Origin of the sequence: Paracidovorax sp. MALMAid1276 (assembly GCF_049198005.1) — a bacterium.
Taxonomy (GTDB): Bacteria; Pseudomonadota; Gammaproteobacteria; order Burkholderiales; family Burkholderiaceae_C; genus Acidovorax.
In genome coordinates, this window is record NZ_JBMIRS010000035.1 from 1 (window position 1) to 20,763 (window position 20,763).

Annotated in this window: 20 protein-coding genes and 2 tRNA genes; 14 read left to right on the forward strand and 8 right to left on the reverse strand. The window is 61.7% G+C overall.

Translation table 11 applies throughout. The annotated features are described in order from the left end of the window. Positions 1-2,201: RelA/SpoT family protein (locus ACOQFS_RS01495; protein WP_421561220.1), on the forward strand; the 2,201-nt coding region annotated here is incomplete at its 5' end. Between the two features lie 43 nt (positions 2,202-2,244). Here ACOQFS_RS01495 and greB read toward each other — a convergent pair. Next, the gene (gene greB / locus ACOQFS_RS01500; protein ID WP_421561221.1) at positions 2,245-2,817 is read right to left on the reverse strand and encodes a transcription elongation factor GreB; all 573 of its coding nucleotides are present in this window, start codon (positions 2,815-2,817) and stop codon (positions 2,245-2,247) included. Positions 2,818-2,903: 86 nt separating this feature from the next. Then, positions 2,904-2,980 (reverse strand) — tRNA-Arg (locus ACOQFS_RS01505). Positions 2,981-3,358: 378 nt separating this feature from the next. Here ACOQFS_RS01505 and ACOQFS_RS01510 point away from each other — a divergent pair. The 9 genes from ACOQFS_RS01510 to ACOQFS_RS01550 all read left to right on the forward strand — a co-directional run bounded on the left by ACOQFS_RS01510 (position 3,359) and on the right by ACOQFS_RS01550 (position 9,421). Next, entirely contained in the window at positions 3,359-3,916 is a 558-nt protein-coding gene (locus tag ACOQFS_RS01510; RefSeq protein ID WP_421561222.1) for a helix-turn-helix domain-containing protein, read from the forward strand. A gap of 86 nt (positions 3,917-4,002) precedes the next feature. Further along, positions 4,003-4,653 carry a helix-turn-helix domain-containing protein gene (locus ACOQFS_RS01515; protein ID WP_421561223.1) on the forward strand — a complete coding sequence of 217 codons (651 nt, stop codon included), beginning with the start codon at positions 4,003-4,005 and terminating at the stop codon, positions 4,651-4,653. Next, positions 4,650-4,796, forward strand: a complete 147-nt coding sequence (locus ACOQFS_RS01520; protein WP_421561224.1) for a hypothetical protein — start codon at positions 4,650-4,652, stop codon at positions 4,794-4,796. Before ACOQFS_RS01515 ends, ACOQFS_RS01520 begins: the two co-directional genes overlap by 4 nt. A 355-nt stretch (positions 4,797-5,151) precedes the next feature. Beyond that, the gene (locus tag ACOQFS_RS01525; RefSeq protein ID WP_421561225.1) at positions 5,152-5,397 is read left to right on the forward strand and encodes a hypothetical protein; all 246 of its coding nucleotides are present in this window, start codon (positions 5,152-5,154) and stop codon (positions 5,395-5,397) included. A 259-nt stretch (positions 5,398-5,656) separates the two neighbouring features. Further along, on the forward strand, positions 5,657-5,818 hold the full coding sequence (locus tag ACOQFS_RS01530; RefSeq protein WP_421561226.1) for a hypothetical protein: 162 nt from the start codon (positions 5,657-5,659) through the stop codon (positions 5,816-5,818). Between the two features lie 204 nt (positions 5,819-6,022). Continuing rightward, the gene (locus ACOQFS_RS01535) at positions 6,023-7,255 is read left to right on the forward strand and encodes a phage/plasmid replication protein, II/X family (RefSeq protein ID WP_421561227.1); all 1,233 of its coding nucleotides are present in this window, start codon (positions 6,023-6,025) and stop codon (positions 7,253-7,255) included. Positions 7,256-7,280: 25 nt separating this feature from the next. After that, positions 7,281-7,589 (forward strand): hypothetical protein, encoded by a 309-nt coding sequence (locus ACOQFS_RS01540; protein WP_056165032.1) that lies wholly within the window; start codon positions 7,281-7,283, stop codon positions 7,587-7,589. 630 nt (positions 7,590-8,219) lie between these two features. Beyond that, entirely contained in the window at positions 8,220-8,444 is a 225-nt protein-coding gene (locus ACOQFS_RS01545; protein WP_421561228.1) for a DUF4224 domain-containing protein, read from the forward strand. Then, the gene (locus ACOQFS_RS01550; protein ID WP_421561229.1) at positions 8,444-9,421 is read left to right on the forward strand and encodes a tyrosine-type recombinase/integrase; all 978 of its coding nucleotides are present in this window, start codon (positions 8,444-8,446) and stop codon (positions 9,419-9,421) included. The genes ACOQFS_RS01545 and ACOQFS_RS01550 overlap by 1 nt, the downstream gene beginning before the upstream one ends. Here ACOQFS_RS01550 and ACOQFS_RS01555 read toward each other — a convergent pair. The 3 genes from ACOQFS_RS01555 to hrcA all read right to left on the reverse strand — a co-directional run bounded on the left by ACOQFS_RS01555 (position 9,418) and on the right by hrcA (position 11,299). Next, a complete protein-coding gene (locus ACOQFS_RS01555) occupies positions 9,418-10,050 on the reverse strand; it encodes a DUF4145 domain-containing protein (RefSeq protein WP_421561230.1) in 633 nt (210 codons plus the stop codon). The two genes, ACOQFS_RS01550 and ACOQFS_RS01555, sit on opposite strands and share 4 nt — an antisense overlap. A gap of 112 nt (positions 10,051-10,162) precedes the next feature. Continuing rightward, positions 10,163-10,239: transfer RNA gene (locus tag ACOQFS_RS01560), tRNA-Ile, on the reverse strand. 55 nt (positions 10,240-10,294) lie between these two features. Next, a complete protein-coding gene (gene hrcA, locus ACOQFS_RS01565) occupies positions 10,295-11,299 on the reverse strand; it encodes a heat-inducible transcriptional repressor HrcA (protein WP_421561231.1) in 1,005 nt (334 codons plus the stop codon). Between the two features lie 28 nt (positions 11,300-11,327). Between hrcA and ACOQFS_RS01570 the strand changes: the two genes are divergently transcribed. The 3 genes from ACOQFS_RS01570 to rapZ are packed head-to-tail and all read left to right on the forward strand — an operon-like array spanning position 11,328 to position 14,757. Next, positions 11,328-12,224, forward strand: coding sequence for an NAD kinase (locus tag ACOQFS_RS01570; RefSeq protein ID WP_421561232.1), 897 nt, complete (start codon positions 11,328-11,330; stop codon positions 12,222-12,224). After that, the gene (gene recN / locus ACOQFS_RS01575; RefSeq protein WP_421561233.1) at positions 12,224-13,894 is read left to right on the forward strand and encodes a DNA repair protein RecN; all 1,671 of its coding nucleotides are present in this window, start codon (positions 12,224-12,226) and stop codon (positions 13,892-13,894) included. Before ACOQFS_RS01570 ends, recN begins: the two co-directional genes overlap by 1 nt. After that, the gene (gene rapZ, locus ACOQFS_RS01580; protein WP_421561234.1) at positions 13,894-14,757 is read left to right on the forward strand and encodes an RNase adapter RapZ; all 864 of its coding nucleotides are present in this window, start codon (positions 13,894-13,896) and stop codon (positions 14,755-14,757) included. Before recN ends, rapZ begins: the two co-directional genes overlap by 1 nt. A gap of 183 nt (positions 14,758-14,940) precedes the next feature. Here the strand turns inward: rapZ and mutY are convergent, their stop codons facing one another. The 3 genes from mutY to mutM form a co-directional block, all read right to left on the reverse strand. Next, entirely contained in the window at positions 14,941-16,017 is a 1,077-nt protein-coding gene (mutY, locus tag ACOQFS_RS01585) for an A/G-specific adenine glycosylase (RefSeq protein ID WP_421561235.1), read from the reverse strand. Continuing rightward, positions 16,014-17,975 (reverse strand): dynamin family protein, encoded by a 1,962-nt coding sequence (locus ACOQFS_RS01590; protein ID WP_421561236.1) that lies wholly within the window; start codon positions 17,973-17,975, stop codon positions 16,014-16,016. The genes mutY and ACOQFS_RS01590 overlap by 4 nt, the downstream gene beginning before the upstream one ends. A gap of 107 nt (positions 17,976-18,082) precedes the next feature. Next, a complete protein-coding gene (gene mutM, locus ACOQFS_RS01595) occupies positions 18,083-18,898 on the reverse strand; it encodes a bifunctional DNA-formamidopyrimidine glycosylase/DNA-(apurinic or apyrimidinic site) lyase (RefSeq protein WP_421561237.1) in 816 nt (271 codons plus the stop codon). Positions 18,899-18,927: 29 nt separating this feature from the next. Here mutM and ACOQFS_RS01600 point away from each other — a divergent pair, with 29 nt between their 5' ends. Beyond that, a complete protein-coding gene (locus ACOQFS_RS01600; RefSeq protein ID WP_421561238.1) occupies positions 18,928-20,703 on the forward strand; it encodes a tetratricopeptide repeat protein in 1,776 nt (591 codons plus the stop codon). The last annotated feature ends 60 nt before the right edge of the window (positions 20,704-20,763 follow it).

Sequence of the window (20,763 nt, forward strand, 5' to 3'; positions counted from 1 at the left end):
CCGCCGCAGCGGCCAACGCTGCGGCGGCCAGTTTTGCCGCGCTGACCGACAGCCTGGACTATCTGGACGCTGCGAGCATCGAGCAGGTGCGCCAGGCCTACCGCTTCGCCGACGAGGCCCACCTGGGGCAACTTCGCAACAGCGGCGAGCCCTACATCACCCACCCGATCGCCGTGGCAGCCCAGTGCGCCACCTGGAAGCTCGACGCACAGGCCCTGATGGCCGCGTTGCTGCATGACGCGATGGAAGATTGCGGCGTTACCAAGGCCGACCTGATCGACCGTTTTGGCGCGCCCGTGGCCGAGCTGGTCGATGGCCTCACGAAGCTGGACAAGCTGCAGTTCAATACCCGGGAGGAAAACCAGGCCGAGTCTTTCCGCAAGATGCTGTTGGCGATGGCGCGGGACGTCCGCGTCATTCTCATCAAGCTGGCGGACCGCACGCACAACATGCGCACGCTGTCCGACATGCCGCGCAGCAAGTGGGGCCGCATCTCCTCCGAGACCCTCGAAATTTACGCGCCCATCGCGCACCGGCTGGGCCTGAACCAGACCTATCGCGAGCTGCAGGATCTTGCCTTCCGGCATCTGCACCCCTGGCGGTATGCGACCTTGTCCAAGGCCGTCAACAAGTCCCGTAATCGGCGGCGCGATATCGTTCAGCGTGTGCAGGCAGAGGTGGATGCCGCCTTCTCGAAGATCGGCATGCAAGTGCGACTCGCCGGCCGCGAGAAGACGCTCTACGCCATCTACCAGAAGATGGACCTCAAGCACCTGAGCTTCGCGCAGGTCACTGACATTTACGGCTTTCGGGTCATTGTGCCCACGGTGACGGACTGTTACACCGCCCTGGGCGTGCTGCACCAGATGTACAAGCCCGTGCCCGGCAAGTTCAAGGACCACATCGCGATTGCCAAGCTCAATGGATACCAGTCGCTGCACACCACACTGGTCGGTCCGTCGGGGGTGAACATCGAGTTCCAGATGCGCACGGACGAAATGCACGTGATAGCGGAAGCAGGCGTGGCAGCGCACTGGCTGTACAAGGCACAGGACGGCGATGGCACCTCGGCCGAGCGCCTGGGCACGAAGTGGCTGCAGTCGTTGCTCGACATCCAGAATGAGACACGCGACGCCGCTGAATTCTGGGACCACGTCAAGGTGGACCTGTTCCCCGACGCGGTCTACGTCTTCACCCCGAAGAGCCAGATCATGGCACTGCCACGCGGAGCCACTGTGGTGGACTTCGCCTATGCAATCCACAGCAATGTGGGCGACCGAACAACGGCAGCGAAGATCAACAACGAACAGGTGCCGCTTCGCACCGAGCTGAAGAATGGCGATGTGGTGGAGATCATCACCGCCCCCGTCTCAACACCCAATCCTGCGTGGCTGGGCTTTGTGCGCACGGGCCGTGCACGCTCGAAGATCAGGCATTATTTGAAGACCCTCGCCCATGCAGAGTCGGAGAGCCTGGGCGAAAAGCTTCTCACGCAGGCGATCCGCGCCGAAGGCCTCCAGCAATTGCCCCCGGTGGATGCGACGACCCAGCCCCTGTGGGACAAACTGCTGCGATTTACCGGCAACCGGACCCGCAGCGAGCTGATGACGGACCTTGGATTGGGCAAGCGCATTGCCAGTATCGTCGCAAAGCGTCTGATGGTTTTGATGTCCGAGCATGGCCATCGCCCTGATGCGCTGCTGATGACCCGAGAGCGCTATACCTCGCACGAAACCCTTTCGCAGGGCGCCGTGACACTGGACGGCAGTGAGAATGCATCCGTCCAATACGCAGCATGTTGCCGCCCCGTGCCAGGTGACAGCATCGTCGGCTACCTGGGGCGTGGCGAAGGTTTGGTGGTGCACAACGTGCACTGTGGCGTGGCCAAGCGTCTTCAGCACAAGGACAGCGAACGGTTCATTGCCGTGGACTGGGCCGACGAGCCGACACGCATGTTTGAAACCGGCGTCGTGGTCACCGTCTCCAACGGCAAAGGTGTGCTGGCGCGTGTGGCCGCCGAACTCGCCAATTCCGAAGCGGATATCACCCATGTCGACATGGATGACGAGGCGGCGCTGGACACCACCGACTTGCGATTCATCGTGGCGGTGCGCGACCAGGCGCACCTGGAATTGGCGCTGCGCAACTTGCGCCGCACCCAGGCCGTCATCCGCGCTGCCCGTATCACCCCCCAAGCCTGACGAAGACCCGCCGACCAGACGCCGGAAGAAACTTGAAAGGGAACTATCCCGCAAGCTTTTGCGCAGGAGGCGGATACTTAACGTCCACCACCTCCAGAGTGCGCAAGCCGCCCGGCGTGGGCAACTGCACCTCATCGCCCACGCGGGCGCGCAGCAATGCTCTGGCCACCGGCGATACCCAGCTGACCTGGGAATCGCGGCTGTCCGTCTCATCGATTCCCATGATGGTGACAGTACGCTCAGCGCCCTGATCGTCCAGGTAAGTCACTCGCGCCCCAAAAAAGATCTGATCGCTGCCCGCATGCAGGCTCGGGTCGACCACCTCGGCAATCTCCAGACGCTTGGTCAGGAAACGAATTCGCCGGTCAATCTCTCGCAGCCGCTTCTTGCCATAAAGATAGTCACCGTTCTCCGAACGATCACCATTGCTGGCAGCCCAATGCACCACATCCACAATCCTCGGGCGTTCGTTGTCGATCAAGTCCAGCAGCTCGTCGCGCAAGCGCGCATAACCGGCGGGCGTGATGTAGTTTTTGGCGCCTGCTGGCAGTGACGGCAAGCTGGGTGCGTCGTCATCGTCCGCACCTTCGGACTCTTTGGAAAACGCCTTGCTCATCGTTTGATCCCCAAAGCAAACTCCCTTGAGAATGGACCAGACAAAGGAAAAAGCCCTGATACCTTTCGATATCAGGGCTTACCTGTTGGTGCGGCTGGCAGGAATCGAACCCACGACCCCTTGGTTCGTAGCCAAGTACTCTATCCAGCTGAGCTACAGCCGCTAAGCCTCGAATTATAGCATGATTTTTTGGTCACCCTCAAAATCATTTGATTTGCTTGCCGCGACATACAAACCAAAATTCAACGCAAGCCAGAATTGTAATGCAGTTATCCACGCTTCCGACCGAACAGACGCCTGTTCAACAGAAAAAGAGGCTTCGTTGCCGGACTCCCCCCACACGGCGGCGGATGGTAGGGCGTGTTGGACTTGAACCAACGACCAAAGGATTATGAGTCTGACCCGCCCTTGAGCTTTGATGCGCACTTACGTGTACGTCGCTTCTACAAAAGACGTTCCATGTGCGGCCCGGCAAGCCGCGTGTATCCTCGATCCTCATGCAATTTGTAGACTACGCGACGAACCAAACCGAGGCATGCCAGTGAACGACGCCGACGACCTTATCAATCCGGACAAGAAAGCCTTGGGAGCTCGCCTCAAGAAGTTGCGTGAGGGCTTTTCTTGGACATTGGGAGAGCTGAGTGAAGCGACAAAGCACTTGGACCCGACCGGTGATGGCATCTCGAAAGTGTCAATCTCTCGCTATGAGAACGGCGACTCCTATCCCGGGTATCGAGAACTCAAGCTCATTGCACAGGTCTTTGCTGTGCCCGTCAGCTCGTTGTTCTATGGGGACATTCCGGACCCTTACGCAGGCTGGGAGATGTCTCTAGACGACTACCTGAGGAGCGTTATCAAAAGTGTGTTGATTGAGGAAGGCGTGATCGAAGGGGAGTCGCGGGCCTCTCGGGAGCAGAAGCAAGTGCTTGCCCTGCGGGCTATCCAGGCACGCCGCCGCCCCATCTCACTCGAAACGCTAGACGACGAAGACAAGGCAGAGCACGCACGCCTTAAAAAGGATGGATGGAAAAAGATCGAGCAGTTGGCGAAAGAAGTAGACGCTGCTTCGCAGCGCAAGGGCAACAATACTCAAAAGTGAGAAATATCTCGAAAAAGATTTGACATCTTCAAAACGCGGAACCACAATCAAATTCGAGAATTTTCTCGTTTTTGAAAGGTTTCGCTATGAGCATCCAAAAGAAGGGCGTCACGCCCGAACAGCTGCGCCAGGCAGCCAAAGACCTCAACCTGACGGTTGCGGCAATTGCAGAGGGGACCGGCCTGTCCAAGGCCTACATCAGCGAGTTCCGCAACGAAACTCGCAATCTCTCTGCCTCTCAGCAGACTCAACTGCGCACCTACCTCGAAGCTCAATACGAGGAACAGGGCCAGGACTTCCCCGAAGCACAGGACACCAGCGACCAAGAGCTGCTGCAGGGCCTGGGCGGCATGGTCAAGCGCATCACGCGCCCCGCCATCCTGCTGTCTGAGGATGTGCCCGCGGCCCAGGCGGAAAAACTCGCTGACCTGATTGAGGCCAACCGCCTCAAGGTGGGCGACATCCTGAACACCGAGTTCGCCACGGGCGGCTTCTTCGGTGGCGAATTCTCGGAAGCGACCGAGAACGCGATCCGCGAAATCTTCGCCCTGCTGGCCTTGAACTACGTGGCCATCCTGATGCTGCAGGGCCGCAACATTGCACGCAAGCTGCCAGAAGGTGCCCAGCACAAGACCATGGGGGACTGGCTGTCGGGCTACCTGGCGGCATCGCCACTGGCCGATCTGCTGCCCGAGGCTGACCCTGCCGATGCCGATGCCGAAGCGGAGGCAGCATGAACACCTTCACCACGCCTATCTCGATGGTGGCCGGCTCGGGCAAGGGCGCAGCCCTGGCCGCCGGTGTGATCGGACTGCTTTTGATGCTGGCGCTTGCGTCCAGGAGCGATCCGACAGCGCGCAATCAGACCACCGGACGGTGATTTTGATGCGGTCAGAACCGTCAAAACCCAGTTCTGATGCGGGTTTCGGGCCTGTTGCGTCTGCGGCGGGCGCGCAGACAGCAGCGGGCACCTACTGGCCTATGCGCAACGACTGCGACCGACACGCGCACGGCAGCCAGGCGGCCCCCTTCAATGCCAAACAGGGTGCCTTCGCATCCCCCCGCCCTGCCCAGACGTGGCGCCACAAGGCGCCGACCGGGGCACCCGCTTGCACGCCAGTGCATGCGGGGGGGGGAGGGAACCACGTCCGCCAGTGCGGTTGCGACCCGCACTACCAGCGCCACAGCTGGCGCCTGCCCGTTCTCCACCCTCCGCACGTCCATGGAGGCCTGACATGCCGCTGCTCACTGTTTCCCAAGATCAGCTCTACGAGTTGAATGATGCCGCCAATGAGGTTCTGGAGCGCATGTTGCGCGATGGCCAGGACGCCGCCGAAATCAAGCTGGGTGCGCTGCCCAACCTCTGGGCTGCATTGAAGGCCGTTCGCCTCGCTCTGCTGGGCACCCTGGACACGCCGGGCATGAATGAGCTGGAGCCCCGCGTCTTGGCGGCCATCGCCAACCCCAAGCGGAAGGCCTGAGGCATGCGCACTACCGCGATACCCCCTTCTCCCTTCATTGCGACGGCCACCCTGCCCAGCGGGGTCTGCAAGCGCTTCCGCGAACTGCAGTGCTTCGATGGCTATGTGGCCGTTTGGCGCGCTGCCGGTTTTCTCCTGACCTGGCAGGACCCCCGCACGGTTTTCATCACGCGCGGTGGGCTGGAGGCCGGGCCACAACGCCCCGCTGCAGACCCGGCCCAGGTCACCCCATCAACACACCACACAGAGGCTCTGAATCATGGTCAAGCTCGATTTGGGCATTGCCAAGCTCGATTGGTACGTGCTTTCCAACCCCTCGGCCAACACCGGCCCTTTCTCGTTCTCCATCGACTACGAGGGCATCTTCCTGTTCATCAAACCCGTTCAGCTCGCACTGCTGTGGCCCTGGGTGAAGGTATGAGCCAGACACCCGCACAGCCCGCCTTCGCATGGTGGGCCACCCCCACCACTCGCGCATTGCACCGCGCGCCCACACAGCCCGCCACGGGCGTGCATCGCCGTCCCTTTTCTGGCGCAAAGGCTGCGCCACCACGCCCTCTGGAGGCTCCCCGTGCAACGGCGCAAATTTTCCCCTTCACGGGCAGTAACACCCCGTATGAGTCTCATGAGTGAGACAGCAGCCAGCGAAGCTCAGCAGCTCATGGGACTCGATACGGTACGGATCAAAAGCCCTTACATGGCCCGCAACATCGTGGACAAAGTCAAAGCCCAGGGGCAGAGCTACTGCCAGGTGCTCAACGAAACCGGGGAGCTGCTGTGGGAGGTCACCCGCACCAACCTCAAGGGCTCCTACGACTCGCGGATCATGGTCAAACCCATGTACGAGGACTGCCAGAAGTCCAAAAGCGGCAAACCCGAATGGCACCCGAGCCCGCCTTACCTGATCGTGGAGTGCTCAGTCCCCAAGGCCATGCACGGCCAGAACGTCTATGGGGTGATCGAGGACATGCAGACGGCCTGCGAGAACGTGCGCACGCTGCTGCAGCAGCTCATGGGCATTGAACTGCCCCACACCGCCAACTGGACGGTGCAACGCGTGGACTGGGCCGAATCCTTCCAGTTGCCCTATCAGGCGGTGCAAGAGTTCTTCGAGGGCATTTACCACGTGGCCTTCCCGCGCCGAAAGATGCAGAAATACGGCAACGAATCCATTTTCGTGCCGGGCACCACCACAACGATCAAGCTGTACCACAAGGGCCCTGAGTTCCAGAAGAACGACCGCAAGCGCCTGGCCTGGGTGCTGCGCAACTTCTTCCACGAGAACAGGCCACGTGACGCCGCGCCCGAATGGGCCCAACAGCAGGCCTATCGCAAGGTGGCGGCCATCCAGCGCCTGGCAAACAACCGCCTACGCGCCGAGGTGGAAGTGCATGCGGAAAAGCTGGACTACGACTTCGGCCACAAACCCAAGGTGCGCGAGGTCACCACCGACTACCTGCAGGCCGTCTTCGACAAGGAAATTGCCCGCCTGCTGCGCGAGGGAAGCGAAGGCGTGAACGTGGTGCGCTCCAGCCTGGCAGTGCGTGATCGCCTGGAAGCCCGTTTCTCGCCCGAGCTGGCCGGCCTGCTGCATGGCTTCTGGCTGGGCCTTGCCACCCACGGCGAAGACGACATGAAGACACGCAGCACACGCGCCACCTTCTACCGGCGCCGCAAACAGCTTGTCGATGCTGGTGTGTCCTGGCTCGCCACCGACATGCAACTCATTGAGCGTCAGGGGCAAATGCTGCCCGCTGACTTCTCCCCCGTTCGTGCAAACGCCAGGCGCTGTACCAGTCTGGTGCGCGAAAGACCCGCCTTCGACTACCGAAGCGGACTACTCCAACTGGCCGCGTAAGGCCACCATCCCAAAGGAAATCATCATGAGCGAAACCGTTCTCGTACTGCGTGCCGACCGGTACGAATTCACCAGTGAAAAAACCGGCGAAATCATCAAGGGTGCCAACGTCTATTTCATCAGCGACACCCAGGTCGAAACACCGAACGCGGTAGGCGACAAGCCGATGAAGGTTGCAATCAGCGACGAGGTGTTCAACGACATCAAGCACTACGGCGCCCCGGCCATCTACGACATCACGACCAAGACCAGGCCGGGAAAGGATGGCACCGCCACCGTGACGCTGGTGAAGGCCAAGTTCCAGCAGCCATTCAAGCTACCCGAGTCGGAATGAAAAAAGCGCTCACGTGCAGCAACACATGAGCGCCCACCGAGCCACAAAACCCTATCCGTGATCGGCCCTGGCAGCTTACCCCATGTAGGCCGCCAGCGGCCAAGAAACGAGGCTTCACATGTTCTTCCACGCACCCAAAGACATCTACGGGCCCGAGCTGCTGCGCATGTTCATCGATGAGCTTGGCGGCCCCAAGAGGGTTCATAAGTACCTGGGCGTTTCAGAGCGCACGGTGTGGCACTGGCTATCCGCCGGCCGCGCCCCTCGTGCTGCAGTCTTGGCTCTCTTCTGGGAATCGCGGTGGGGGCGTTCCCAGATATTCACTGAACAGGTGAACGAAATCCGCCTGCTGTACCGGCAAGTCTGCATCCTGCAAGACCAGTACCAGAAGGCCAAAGACATCATCACGGGGTTGCGTGCCATGCATGCGGGCTCAGCCAATGAACCACTCTTTGAAGAGCTTCCAGACCTGGCCTACCGCCAGGCCCCATCGTTCGATGCTGACGCTCCGCTGCCGGGGACTCTCGAAGCCTCGGCACCGATTCAAGATGCGCTGTTTCATCTCGCGCTACCCAAGCCATGCAAGCCCTGGAACGCACGCGCGCTGCTGCCCGCCGTTGAATGGTCACCATGGAATCGCCCATCTTCCTCACCGCAGATGAACTCAGCACGCTCACGGGCTTCAAGACGCCCGCCCGCCAGGTCGAATGGCTGCGCACCAAGGGCTGGCGCTTTGAGGTCAACGGAAATCGTCGGGCCATCGTGGCTCGCAAATACGCCGAGAAGATGCTGGGTTGCGGTGTGCCCGAGGAACAGGGCTACCAGCCCAATTTCAGGGCGCTGCAGGGGGCGTGATGGGTCGGCGTAGGCAGTCCAATTTCGATGATCCCCCGCGCTTCCATCGCAAGGGCAACGTCTGGTATCACGTCAGCGGCACCCTGCCCCGCGTGTGGACCAAGCTCTCCAACGACCGCGCCGAAGCTCTGCGCCTGTGGGCACAGCGTGAAGGGGTGCGCGAGGATGAATCCACCCGGCTTTTCTCGGTGGTGGCCAGGCGGTACGTGCGCGAGGTGTTCCCCACCAAGAGCGTGCAGACCCGGCGCGACAACGACAAGGAACTCGCCAACCTGCTGCGCGTGTTCGGGCATATGCCCATCGAGGCCATCGCGCCGATGCACATCCGCCAGTACATGGACCTGCGCGGCCAAGTGGCAAAGGTGCGCGCCAACCGCGAAAAAGCCCTGTTCTCGCACATCTTCAACAAGGCCAGGGAGTGGGGTTTCACCACCGCACAGAACCCTTGCCAGGGCGTGAAGCGCTTCAAGGAAACGGGGCGCTCACGCTATGTCACCGACGAGGAATTCGACCGCGTGCGGGCCAACGCACATTGCACGGTGGTGGACGCCATGGACATTGCCTTGCTCACCGGCCAGCGGCCCGCCGATGTGCTCAAGATCAAGCGCACCGACATTCGGGACGGCGCCTTGTGGATCGTGCAGAACAAGACCGGGGCACGCCTGGGCATCGAGATCACGGGCGAGCTGGCGGCGGTCATCGACAGGATCAACCAACGCCCCAGGAAGGCCATCAGCACGTTTCTGATTCAGGACGAGAACGGCCAGCCGCTCAGCCAGGGGGCGCTGCGCTCACGCTTCGACAAGGCCCGCGAGCTGGCGAAGGTGGATTTTCAGTTCCGGGACATCCGCGCGAAGGCTGCGACCGATACGGGCGACCTTGCCCACTCACAGAAGCTGCTGGCGCACAAGAACAGGGGAATGACAGAGCACTACGTAAAGGCTCGCATTGGCGACCGCGTGCGCCCCTTGCGTTAGTTCTGAGGAGCACTCTTCAAAAGAGGCTTGCCAACTGCGGCAAGTTTTGCATTCAGAGCTGCCCTACGTACTGCATCCCTTGCAGGTTGCACGTAGTAAAAATCAAACAGCCCCTCGAGCACGTCGAGATTCCATTCGCCCTCGCGTTCCTCTACTTCCACTATCTCGCCAGTGTTCGTGTTTTTGACAGGGTGAGCCGCGAAGTTTCCGATAATTCGGACAGCATCTAAGCTCTCGGCGAGCCAACTTGGAAGAGCCCCGCTTTTCAAAACCGCCTCGATAGCGTTGACAAGGTCGCGTTGCTCGAAACCTTGGACCCGCAAGAGCGCTTGCAAACACCGTCGACTAAGAGCCGCTGAGGCTTTGGGGCTGTCCGCCAACACCAAGCCCGCCTCGTTGTAGTCCTTAGCCAATTCGTCTGGAACCTCTGGCGCAGCCAATGGACGGACCGAATGTCTTGGGAAAACCATCCCATAGTCGATCTTCTCCGGGCCGTCTTGAAGGAGCTTCAGGATCGGGGTATCGCACGCAGGACAGGCCATGAAAGCGACCTGGAGACTGTAGTTTGTGCGGTCTCTCTTCGTTAGCGTTCCAAGGCCGTACGCGACAAAGGCTTCATGAATCTCCACCGTACAGCTCGGACATTTCACTCAACACCCCCTCCGCCTCGGAATTGTAGAAAAGGCGATTCGAATGTAGAAACGCCCCAGGGCCTTTTCGGGCCAAGAGGCGCATAAATACTGGTAGGGCGTGTTGGACTTGAACCAACGACCAAAGGATTATGAGTCCTCTGCTCTGACCAACTGAGCTAACGCCCCGAACGATGGATGCTCCTGCGCTTTACAACGGGGCAAGCGTCGTATTGTAGGGCGTTTACTTGCGGTAGCTCAGCGCGTTCGTGACGAGCTTGGAGGTGATGTCCACGATCTGGATCATGCGGTCGTACGGCATGCGCGTAGGGCCGATCACGCCCAGGGTTCCAACGACCTTGCCATCCACCTCGTAGGGCGCACTGACAACCGAAAGCTCTTCGAACGGTACCACCTGGCTCTCGCCGCCAATGTAGATGCGCACACCCTCTGCCTGACTGGAAATGTCGAGAAGTCTGAGAATCTGGGTCTTCTGCTCAAACAGGTCGAACGCACGCCTGAGGTTGCCCATGTCGTTGGAGAAATCGCTCACGGCCAGCAGATTGCGCTCGCCGGAGATGACCACTTCGTCCTGCGCTTCACTCAGGGCCTCGGTGCCCACATTGACAGCCGCCTGCATGAGCGAGGCGATCTCTCCGCGCAGCACGTCCACCTCGCATTTCAGGCGCTCCCGCACCTGCTCCATGGCCAAGCCGGCGTAGTTGGCGTTCAGAAAATTGGAGGCTTCAACGAGCTGCGACTGGGAGTAGTCGGCGTCGGTGAAGATGACGCGATTCTGCACATCGCCTTCAGGAGACACGATGATGACCAGAAACCGTCGCTCAGACAGCCTCAGGAACTCTATGTGCCGAAACACTGAAGTTCTCCGAGGCGCCATCACAACGCCCACAAACTGGGAAAGGTTGGACAGCAGCTGCGCCGCGTTGGCAATCACTTTCTGGGGTTGCTCGGGCATCAGCTGCGCGTGCGTGAGCGGGTCCCGTTGCACTGTCAGCATCGTGTCGACGAACAGGCGATAGCCGCGGGCGGTGGGGATACGTCCGGCAGACGTGTGCGGACTGACGATGAGCCCCAGCTCTTCAAGGTCCGCCATCACGTTTCGAATCGTCGCAGGCGACAGGTCCAGTCCCGATGCGCGAGACAAGGTTCTGGAGCCCACCGGTTGCCCGTCAGCGATGTAGCGCTCGACCAGGGCTTTGAGCAACAACTTGGCGCGGTCATCGAGCATGGAATGATTTTAATGATGTAATTTCGTGATGATGTCCAATTTCCGCCACGTCGCGCTCATCGGTAAATACCAGACTTCGTCGGTAGGCGCTTCGGGTGACACCTCAAGGCATGCCCTGGACGAGATCGCCCACTTTCTTGAGCGCCAAGGTTGCGACGTTGCGCTGGAAGCCGAAACCGCCAGCAATACCGGCCTTTCGCAATACCCTGCGTTCAGCGTCGAAGACATTGGCACGCGGTGCGACCTGGGCCTTGTGGTGGGGGGTGACGGGACCATGCTGGGCATCGGGAGACGCTTGGCCAGATTCGGCACCCCCCTGATTGGCATCAACCAGGGAAGGCTCGGGTTCATCACCGACATCCCTCTGGACACATATCAAAGCACCCTGCCACCGATGCTCCGAGGCGAATATGAGGAGGATGTGCGTCCGCTGATGCACGCGACTGTGGTGCGCGACGAGCGGGTCGTGTTCGAGGCACTTGCGATGAATGACGTGGTTGTGAACCGGGGAGCGACCTCCGGAATGGTGGAGTTGCGCGTGGAGGTGGGTGGACGCCTGGTCGCAAACCAGCGCGCCGATGGCCTCATCATTGCGTCCCCCACGGGTTCCACAGCCTATTCGCTGTCCGCGGGCGGTCCCATGCTGCACCCGTCCATCCCGGGATGGGTGCTTGTCCCGATTGCGCCGCACACCTTGTCCAACCGCCCCATCGTGCTTTCGGACGCTACGGAGGTAGCGGTTGAAGTGGTGAGTGGCCGCGACGTCAGCGCGAATTTTGACATGCAGTCTCTGGCCTCCCTGCTTCACGGCGATCGCATTCTTGTCAAACGATCAGAGCACTCGGTGCGCTTTCTTCATCCACTGGGCTGGAATTACTTCGCAACCTTGCGCAAGAAGTTGCGATGGAACGAGGGGGGGTCCTGATGGCACTCAGACGGATCTCGCTGCGCGACTTCGTCATAGTCCAGGAGATGGAGCTCGAACTCCACACCGGCTTCACTGCACTGACGGGCGAAACAGGCGCAGGCAAATCCATCCTGGTGGATGCGCTCCAACTGGCGCTGGGAGCGCGAGCGGATGCTGGCTTGGTGCGTGAAGGCGCAAGCCGGGCCGATGTCTGCGCCGAGTTCGACTGCCCGCCCCACGCGCGAGCCTGGCTGGAGGAGGCGGGCTTTGATGCCGACGATCAGTTGCTGCTGCGCCGCGCTGTGGACCTCCAAGGCAAGAGCCGAGCATGGATCAATGGCATATCCGCCACGGCCACTCAGCTTCGAGCGTTGGGCGACATGCTGCTCGACATCCACGGCCAGCACGCGTGGCAAAGCCTGGCGCGCGCCGAATCTGTGCGAAGCCTGCTTGACGCATTTGCTGGAACCAGTGCATCCGAGACGTCGGCCTGTTGGGCGCAATGGCGGTCTGCACAGCGGGACCTTCAGCAAGCGCTCCAGGCACAGGCCACTCAGCAGCAAGAGCGCGAGCGCCTGCAATGGCAGATCGCCGAAGTGGACAAACTGGGGCCAGCAGAAGGAGAGTGGGCGGAGCTGGAAACCCAACATAAAAGGCTGTCGCACGCGCAAGCCTTGTTGGATGCCGCAGGCGCTGCATTGCACGCGCTGGATGGCGACGAGAGCGGTGTCCTGTCGGGACTGACGCATGCCCATGGCCGACTCCAGGGCGAGGAGCACATCGAGCCTGATTTCGCGCCGCTGACCGACATACTTTCTTCCTGCCTCGCCCAGGCCGGCGACGTCGTACATTCTCTGCAGTCGTATCTCAGGCATGCGGACGTGGACCCGGGGCGCCTCGGAGAGTTGGACGCGCGCCTGGCGCTTTGGATGAGTCTGGCGCGCAGGTACAAGCGCTCGCCGGAAGATTTACCCCAGGCGCTCCAAGGATGGAAGACGGAACTGCGCCAATTGGACGAATCCGCCGACCTCCATGCGTTGAGAGCCGCAGAGGCCACGGCGTCGACGGCCTTCCACGCAGCCGCTCGAGCCTTGTCGACGGCCCGCGCAAGCGCGGCGCCCAGGCTTTCCAGTGCCATCACACAGGCCATGCAGGGGCTGGGCATGGAAGGTGGCCGTTTTGAAGTCTCCGTGCAAAAGGCCGCGGAGCCGGGCCCGGGCGGAATGGATGACGTTGCGTTCCTGGTGGCCGGCCACCCAGGCATGACGCCAAAACCAGTCGCGAAGGTGGCTTCTGGTGGCGAGTTGTCCCGAATATCCCTGGCCATTTCCGTCACGACCAGCAAGCTCGGCCTGGCTCCCACGCTGGTCTTTGACGAAGTCGATTCCGGCGTGGGCGGTGCCGTGGCGGAGACCGTGGGCCGCCTGATGCAACAACTGGGAATCGACCGGCAGGTGCTCGCAGTCACCCACCTCCCGCAGGTCGCGGCCTGTGCAGACCATCACCTGAAGGTCGCCAAGAACAAAAGCGAACGCGGAACCACGAGCGCAGTGAGCCCGGTGATCGGAGAAGACAGGGTGGCGGAAGTGGCGCGCATGCTCGGGGGAGAACGTTCCACTGAAACCACGCGTGCGCATGCAAGGGAGATGCTGGGTGTGGTCGGCCCCGCTTTGGAAAAGCAAAACTGATGGCGCTCGAAATTGTCCTTATCACCGGCATGTCGGGCTCAGGGAAGTCCGTTGCACTGCACGCATTGGAGGACGCCGGGTACTACTGTGTTGACAACCTTCCGCCAGAGCTGCTTCCCGCCTTTGTAGCCCTCGAACACCGCCATCACGGCAACCGTGTTGCCATCGCCATGGATGTGCGCAGCGCTACCTCGTTGCACCAGGTCCCCCTGGAGCTGAATCGGCTTCGGAGCGCTGGCGTATCGGTGCAGTCGGTGTTTTTGGACGCCACCATCGACACGCTCGTGCGCCGGTTTTCGGAAACACGTCGACGACACCCTTTGTCACACGATGAGTTGCAACAAGGCCGGCGGGCTTTGGTGCAAATCATCGAGCTGGAACGGGAACTGCTGGCGGAGTTGCGCGAACAGTCGCATGTGATCGACACCAGCAGCATCCGTGCCTCTCAGCTTCAAAGCTATGTGAAGAGCCTGATACCGGCAGACACAGGCCAGTTGACGTTGGTATTTCAATCCTTCGCGTTCAAGCGCGGGGTTCCCGTGGACGCCGATTACGTGTTCGATGTGCGGATGCTTCCCAACCCTCACTACGAGCCGGCATTGAGGGATCTGACGGGGCTGGATGGACCGGTCGCCGACTTCTTGCGCCAGCAGCCCGAGGTCGCCGCCATGCGAACACATATTGCGCAGTTTCTGGCCCACTGGCTGGACCTGCTGGACCGCAATCACCGAAGCTACGTCACGGTCGCCATCGGCTGCACAGGCGGGCAGCACCGGTCTGTGTATCTTGTGGAAAGACTGGCGGAGGATTTCGGCAGCCGATGGACCGCCCTGAGAAGACACAGGGAACTGGACGGCCGATAAGGTTCGCCGGCTGCGAGGGCAGAAGTACGGAAGCGAAACACACAAAATCGGAAACCGCGTGGTGTCGTCGAAGTCCCAGGGTGGATAAGTGTCTGCAATAGCTGGTGATGCGTGAGGCCGATTCTCCGCACGGTATAGCCAATGCTCGTTGCGCCGCCCACGCTCCCGGGTCTCCTCTCGCGCCTACCAAAGCGTAGATTGCGTCGTTTCCAGCAGCTTGCGAATGGGTGCCGCCAGCCCAATCTCGCTCCATTGCTCGGGAGCAACCCACTCTCCCCCTTGCGTCGGCAAGGATCTGAAGTGGCCCGAGACCGCAACAGTATGCAAATGCAGATCACGGTGCGTGAGCACATGCACAAACGGCGGCAATTCCGAAATCTGCAGCGATGGACCAGCATCCAGGCCGTTGACGCAGGCATGGAGCGCTTCCATCTCCTCGAACACAGGAACACAGTGCAAGCCCGCCCAGATGCCGCTGGCGGGGCGACGCTCCAGCCATATCCGCCCCTGGGAATCGCGCAAAACCAGAAGCTGCCACGACTCCGAGCGACGCGATAGTTTTCGCGTCCTGACCGGATACTGCGCCTGTGCGCCTTCGCGGCGGGCTACGCAGTCCTGAGCGAGGGGACATTCGCCGCAACGCGGCGTCCGTGGCGTGCATAGGGTGGCACCCAGATCCATCATGCCTTGCGTGTAACGAGGCATCGCATCCACCAGATCTTCGTGGGGCAGCAGCTCACAGGCGCGGTCCCAAAGCTGCCGTTCATTGGCCGCAGATGCCAGGTCGTGCTTGAATCCCATCCACCGGGTCAATACGCGGCGAACGTTGGCGTCCAGAATGGGAGCACGCTCGGAAAAGCAAAACGCCGCAATGGCTCCCGCCGTAGACTTGCCGATGCCGGGGAGGGTCGCCAGCGCCGCAGCGGAAGGTGGAAATTGCCCACCATGGTCACTGACAACCTGCTGCGCACAACGGTGCAGGTTGCGCGCCCTGCTGTAATACCCCAGGCCGCTCCACATCCCCATCACTTCGTCCTGCGAGGCCTGAGATAACGCGATGACGTCCGGAAACCGGGCGAGAAACCGGCTGTAGTAGTCCAGCACTGTCGCCACCTGCGTCTGCTGCAGCATGATTTCCGACAGCCACACCCGATAAGGATCACGGGTTTGCTGCCAGGGAAGGTGATTTCGCCCATGCCGCTGCTGCCACGCCACGACACGCCCGGAGACCGTGGAGGCTCCCGTCGAAGCGCCGGTCATGCTGGCGCTAGCTGTTCGTCGGCAGGCGTCGTGTGGAGTCCGGGCACCGCAATGAGTTGAGCGGTCAGTTCCTGGAGCTTGTGCTCCAGCTGAGACAGTTCGCCTTCTCCCGCTTCGATCTCTGAAATCCGCTCCACCAACCCGCTGGCGGCCTGCTGGATGCGATCTACGGCTTCGATGCGCCGTGCAAAGCTGCGGCGGCGCTCTCGCAGCTGGGCATCCAGCTGCGCTGTGGCCGACTTGCTCCACAACTCCAGGTCATTGGCAGCTGACTCGTACACCGTGCGTAGGCGCATCGCCAGCGCGCGCACCAGGCGCTCTGCAAATTCGGGCTGTGCAAGCTTGAGCGCGTTGCTCACCCCCAGGTACTGCAGATGACTTTGCTCGATCTGGTTGAGGTCGTGCGTGAAATGCTCGAGCTGAGGCGGCGCTGGCACCTGGAGCGAAAAGCCAAACTCCGCATTGAGCTGCCGGAACGTTCCACCCAACATGGCCTGGATCTCCGTGCCGGATGCCTGGGCCTTGTCCAGCGTGCCGCGCAGTTTGTCGAAGGTTTCGATATAGATCTTCTTGATCCCCAGCTTCAGGCCCTTTTGCTGCAGGGTCTGGGCGAGCGCGGACAGCTCGGCTTTCAGCGCCTTGGCGCCGAGTTGCTGAAACACATCGCGCAGCAACTTCAGGTGCACCGCCCGAACGGCCTGAATCTTGGCGGCGCTCATATCGAACTCGCGCTGCTCCTGCTCAATACGGTGCCGCATCGATTCGATCACGGACGCGTTCTTGCCGCGCAAGCTCCGCAGCTCCGCCATCTGGTCGTCCAGGTCACGCCGGCGGATGTTGATGACACGGGATGTTTCAGCGCGCAGGCTCGCCACGCCTGAAGCCACAGCGGCCCGCAGAATGGACTGCCTGCGTCCCATGATCCCCCGGGCCAAAGAGTCCTCCAGCACCGGCAACCCGCTCGTCTCCAGCAGCACATCGTCTGCCGTGATTTTTGCGACGAGCCCCTTCTGGGCCGACACCGGAACGACCCTCTCCAGCGGCACGCCCAGCATCTCGGCCGACGTGCTGCGCTGGCGCTCCAGCTGCGCCTCCACCTGCTGGGCAGAATTGAGCGTGTCCCACAAAGTGTCGATCTTGTTGAGCACCACCAGCCGCGCGTCCATGCCATCGCTGGAAATCGCGAGATGGTCGCGCCAGATGGAAAGGTCGGAACGCGTCACACCCGTGTCCGCACTCAAGATGAAAACCACTGCGTGCGCTTGCGGAATCAGGTTCACGGTCAGTTCCGGCTCGGCACCGACCGCGTTGAGCCCCGGCGTATCCAGAATGACCAGCCCCTGCTTCAACAACGGGTGCGGAATATTGATGATGGCATGCCGCCACATGGGCACCTCCACCAAACCCTGCGCGTCCGGAACCGGATTTTCATCCGTGAGGTCGTCGTGCCAAAACCCCAGCGCCCGCGCGTTGTCCAGGCTCACCTTTCGGACCTCAGCCACCTTCTCCAGCGCCTTGGCGATCTGGTCAGGATTGCTGACATCCAGCGGGATCTCCTGCCACCGCTCGGGCCGCAGGCGCCACTCTGCGAGGCTCTGCAGCTGCAAGCGCGTATCGATGGGCAACAGGCGCAGGCTCGGGTTGAATTCGGGGTCGTAGCCCAGCTCGGTCGGGCACATGGTGGTCCGCCCCGCACTGGCGGGCATGATGCGCCGCCCGTAATCGGCAAAGAATATGGCGTTGATCAGTTCGGATTTGCCGCGAGAGAACTCTGCAACAAACGCCACCATCACCTTGTCACTGCGTACCTGCTCCTCCAGGCGCTGAAGCCGCTCCTGCACGGCGGCGTCCATGAGTTCGTGCGACGACATCCACTCGGCCAGACGCTTGAGCTGTTGGGCGAACTCGCGCCGCCAGGCGCCATGCTGGTCGAACTGTTCGTTGAATGAAGGTCCCAACTTTGCTCCCGGATATCTAAGACTGGCCTACGAGGCATGCATACACAAAATATAGCATCGACCGCCCGCAGGCGGCCACGTCCACGCCGTCCGTCGGCCAAAGCACCTCATGCTCGCTGGCACTGCGGGCAGAAGTAAGTGCTTCGCTGCCCTTGTCTCAAAAGGCGTATGGGCGTGCCGCAAACGTAGCAGGGCAATCCCCCCCGCCCGTACACCCGGGTCTGCGTCTGAAAATGCCCCGCAGCCCCGTCAGCACTGGAAAAGTCCCGCAGTGTCGTCCCGCCCAGCTCCACCGCCTGTGCGAGCACGCCCTGAATGGCCTCGTACAGTTTGCGCACCCTTACGGGCCCGATGCGCGACGCTGGCGCCGTAGGCCGTATGCCCGCCAGGAACAACACCTCGGATGCGTAAATGTTGCCGACCCCCACGACCAGCCGACCAGCCAGCAGGAGTTGCTTGACCGGCATGCGGCTGCGCTTCATCCCGGCAGCGAAATCAGCCAGCACGAACGCCTCCGACAAAGGCTCCATGCCAAGACCCCCCAGGAGCTTGACCGCGACCGGATCATGTTCGCTGTGCGCATGGACGACGGCACCAAACCTGCGTGGATCATGCAGTCGCAACGTGCCCCGGCTGGTGACGAGTTCAAAGTGGTCGTGTGCACCTGAGGGCGCGAGGTCGGTGGCGAAACGCAAACTCCCCGACATTCCAAGGTGCAGCAGCAAAAGGCCAGGCGTCAGGTCAATCAGCAGGTATTTGCCCCGTCGCCGAATGCCGAGCACCTTGCGGCCCACGAGATCTTCAGGATCGCAACCCAGTGGCCAACGCAAGGGTTTGCCCATCAGGACGGACTGCACCTGCGCGCCCTGGATGGCCTGCGCAAAGCTGCGCCGCGTCACTTCCACTTCGGGCAACTCAGGCATGGAAAGGGGCGGGCTGCAGGTTGGCGGGCATGGATTATTATGGCCCGATGGTGCTAAACCTCCGCTTTCGAAACGTTGCTCTGAGTGCTGCCATCACGGCATCCGCCCTGACAGTCTGGGCCCAGCCCGGCGCTCAGCAGCCTGCGCCCGGGTCGGCATCGCCCATGGCCTCCAACCCGGCACTCGACGCCGAGCTGTTCTACGAGATTTTTTTGGGCGAGTTGAGCGCGCGCATGGGGGATCCTGGCGCCGGGTATGCGCTGCTTCTGGAAGCGGCGCGCCGGTCTGGCGATGGTCAGCTGTACCAGCGTGCCGCCGACATCGCGCTGCAGTCCCGCTCGGGCGACTATGCCCTTGCAGCGGCTATGGCCTGGAAAGCGGCGCAGCCCGAATCCCGCGAAGCGAACCGCTACGTTCTGCAGATCCTGATTGCGCTGAACAGGATCGGAGAAACCCCCGCGCTGCTGCGCCAGGAACTCGCACAGGCGCCTGCCCGCGCCAAGGCCAGCACGCTCGCAGCGCTACCGCAGCTTTATGGCAGGGCCAGCGACAAGGCGCTCGCCGCCAAAGTCGTGGGCGAAGCGTTGACAGATGAGTTGACACACCCCGCGACCGGGCCCATTGCCTGGGTCTCCCTGGGCCGTCTGCGACTGGCAGCGGGCGACAAGGCAGGCGCGCTTGAAGCGGCACGCAGCGCCCAGCACCTGGACAACGCCAATGAAGGTGCGGCACGCCTTGGGCTTGAATTGATGGAAGACAACGTCCCGCAGGCAGAGCCGCTGGTGATGCAGACACTGGCGGGCCAGCCTGTCCCAGAGCTGCGCATGGCCTATGCCCGCGTACTGCTGGGCCTTCAACGTCTTCCAGACGCCGCCCGCCAGCTGGAGGCCGTGACCCGGAGCAAGCCCGAGATGGCGGAGCCCTGGCTGGTGCTCGCCTCACTGCAATACCAGGACAATCGTCTGCCGGAAGCGGAAAAATCCCTGCAGCGCTACATCGAGATGGCCTCTGCGGGCGGCTCTGACCCATCGCGCGAACGGGGTCTTACCCAGGCCTACTTGCTCTACGCGCAAATCGCTGAAAAGAAGAAAGACTACACAGCGGCTGAAGGCTGGCTGCGGCGGATCGACAATGTGGAAGAGGTCTTCAGTGCCCAGAGCCGCCGCGCTTCACTGCTTGCGCGGCAAGGCAAGCTGGCTGAAGCGCGCGCGCTCTTGCGCGGCCTTCCCGGCACATCTCCCGACGACAGGAGAATGAAGCTCGCAGCCGAAGTGCAGTTGCTGCGCGACTTGAAGATGTATCGGCAAGCGTATGAAGTTCAGGTGGAACTGGTGGCGCTCGCCCCCGAGGATGCCGATCTGGTCTATGACCAGGCCATGCTGGCGGAAAAGGCGGGACAGCTCGACACCATGGAGCAATTGCTCAGGCAGCTCATCGCTCGGCAGCCGCAGCACCACCACGCATACAACGCGCTGGGATACTCCTTTGCGGAGCGCGGGGTGAAGCTGGATGAAGCCAAACAGCTGATCCTGAAGGCACTGGAACTGGCTCCAGGCGACCCCTTCATCACGGACAGCCTCGGGTGGGTGGAGTTTCGGCTGGGCAATGCCGCCGAGGCTCGGCGGCACCTGGAAGCGGCCTACCGCACGCGGCCGGATGTGGAAATCGGCGCGCATCTGGGCGAAGTGCTCTGGAGCCTGGGCGACCGCGATGCCGCGCGCAAGATCTGGCGCGAGGCCCAGCGCGTGAACCCAGACAATGAAACGCTCAAGGAAACGTTGGCGCGGCTAGGGGTCGCTCTTTGATGCAGTGTCCGCAAGCCTCGTTGATCGTACGAACATCCGGGTCCATCGCGGGTGCGTGCA

Excerpts from the sequence above, each read along its gene's own strand:
- greB (WP_421561221.1), bottom strand. The coding sequence starts at position 2,817 with ATGAGCAAGGCGTTTTCCAAAGAGTCCGAAGGTGCGGACGATGACGAC.
- ACOQFS_RS01515 (WP_421561223.1), top strand. The coding sequence starts at position 4,003 with ATGAGCATCCAAAAGAAGGGCGTCACGCCCGAACAGCTGCGCCAGGCA.
- ACOQFS_RS01520 (WP_421561224.1), top strand. The coding sequence starts at position 4,650 with ATGAACACCTTCACCACGCCTATCTCGATGGTGGCCGGCTCGGGCAAG.
- ACOQFS_RS01525 (WP_421561225.1), top strand. The coding sequence starts at position 5,152 with ATGCCGCTGCTCACTGTTTCCCAAGATCAGCTCTACGAGTTGAATGAT.
- ACOQFS_RS01530 (WP_421561226.1), top strand. The coding sequence starts at position 5,657 with ATGGTCAAGCTCGATTTGGGCATTGCCAAGCTCGATTGGTACGTGCTT.
- ACOQFS_RS01535 (WP_421561227.1), top strand. The coding sequence starts at position 6,023 with ATGAGTGAGACAGCAGCCAGCGAAGCTCAGCAGCTCATGGGACTCGAT.
- ACOQFS_RS01540 (WP_056165032.1), top strand. The coding sequence starts at position 7,281 with ATGAGCGAAACCGTTCTCGTACTGCGTGCCGACCGGTACGAATTCACC.
- ACOQFS_RS01545 (WP_421561228.1), top strand. The coding sequence starts at position 8,220 with ATGGAATCGCCCATCTTCCTCACCGCAGATGAACTCAGCACGCTCACG.
- ACOQFS_RS01550 (WP_421561229.1), top strand. The coding sequence starts at position 8,444 with ATGGGTCGGCGTAGGCAGTCCAATTTCGATGATCCCCCGCGCTTCCAT.
- hrcA (WP_421561231.1), bottom strand. The coding sequence starts at position 11,299 with ATGCTCGATGACCGCGCCAAGTTGTTGCTCAAAGCCCTGGTCGAGCGC.
- ACOQFS_RS01570 (WP_421561232.1), top strand. The coding sequence starts at position 11,328 with ATGATGTCCAATTTCCGCCACGTCGCGCTCATCGGTAAATACCAGACT.
- recN (WP_421561233.1), top strand. The coding sequence starts at position 12,224 with ATGGCACTCAGACGGATCTCGCTGCGCGACTTCGTCATAGTCCAGGAG.
- rapZ (WP_421561234.1), top strand. The coding sequence starts at position 13,894 with ATGGCGCTCGAAATTGTCCTTATCACCGGCATGTCGGGCTCAGGGAAG.
- mutY (WP_421561235.1), bottom strand. The coding sequence starts at position 16,017 with ATGACCGGCGCTTCGACGGGAGCCTCCACGGTCTCCGGGCGTGTCGTG.
- mutM (WP_421561237.1), bottom strand. The coding sequence starts at position 18,898 with ATGCCTGAGTTGCCCGAAGTGGAAGTGACGCGGCGCAGCTTTGCGCAG.
- ACOQFS_RS01600 (WP_421561238.1), top strand. The coding sequence starts at position 18,928 with ATGGATTATTATGGCCCGATGGTGCTAAACCTCCGCTTTCGAAACGTT.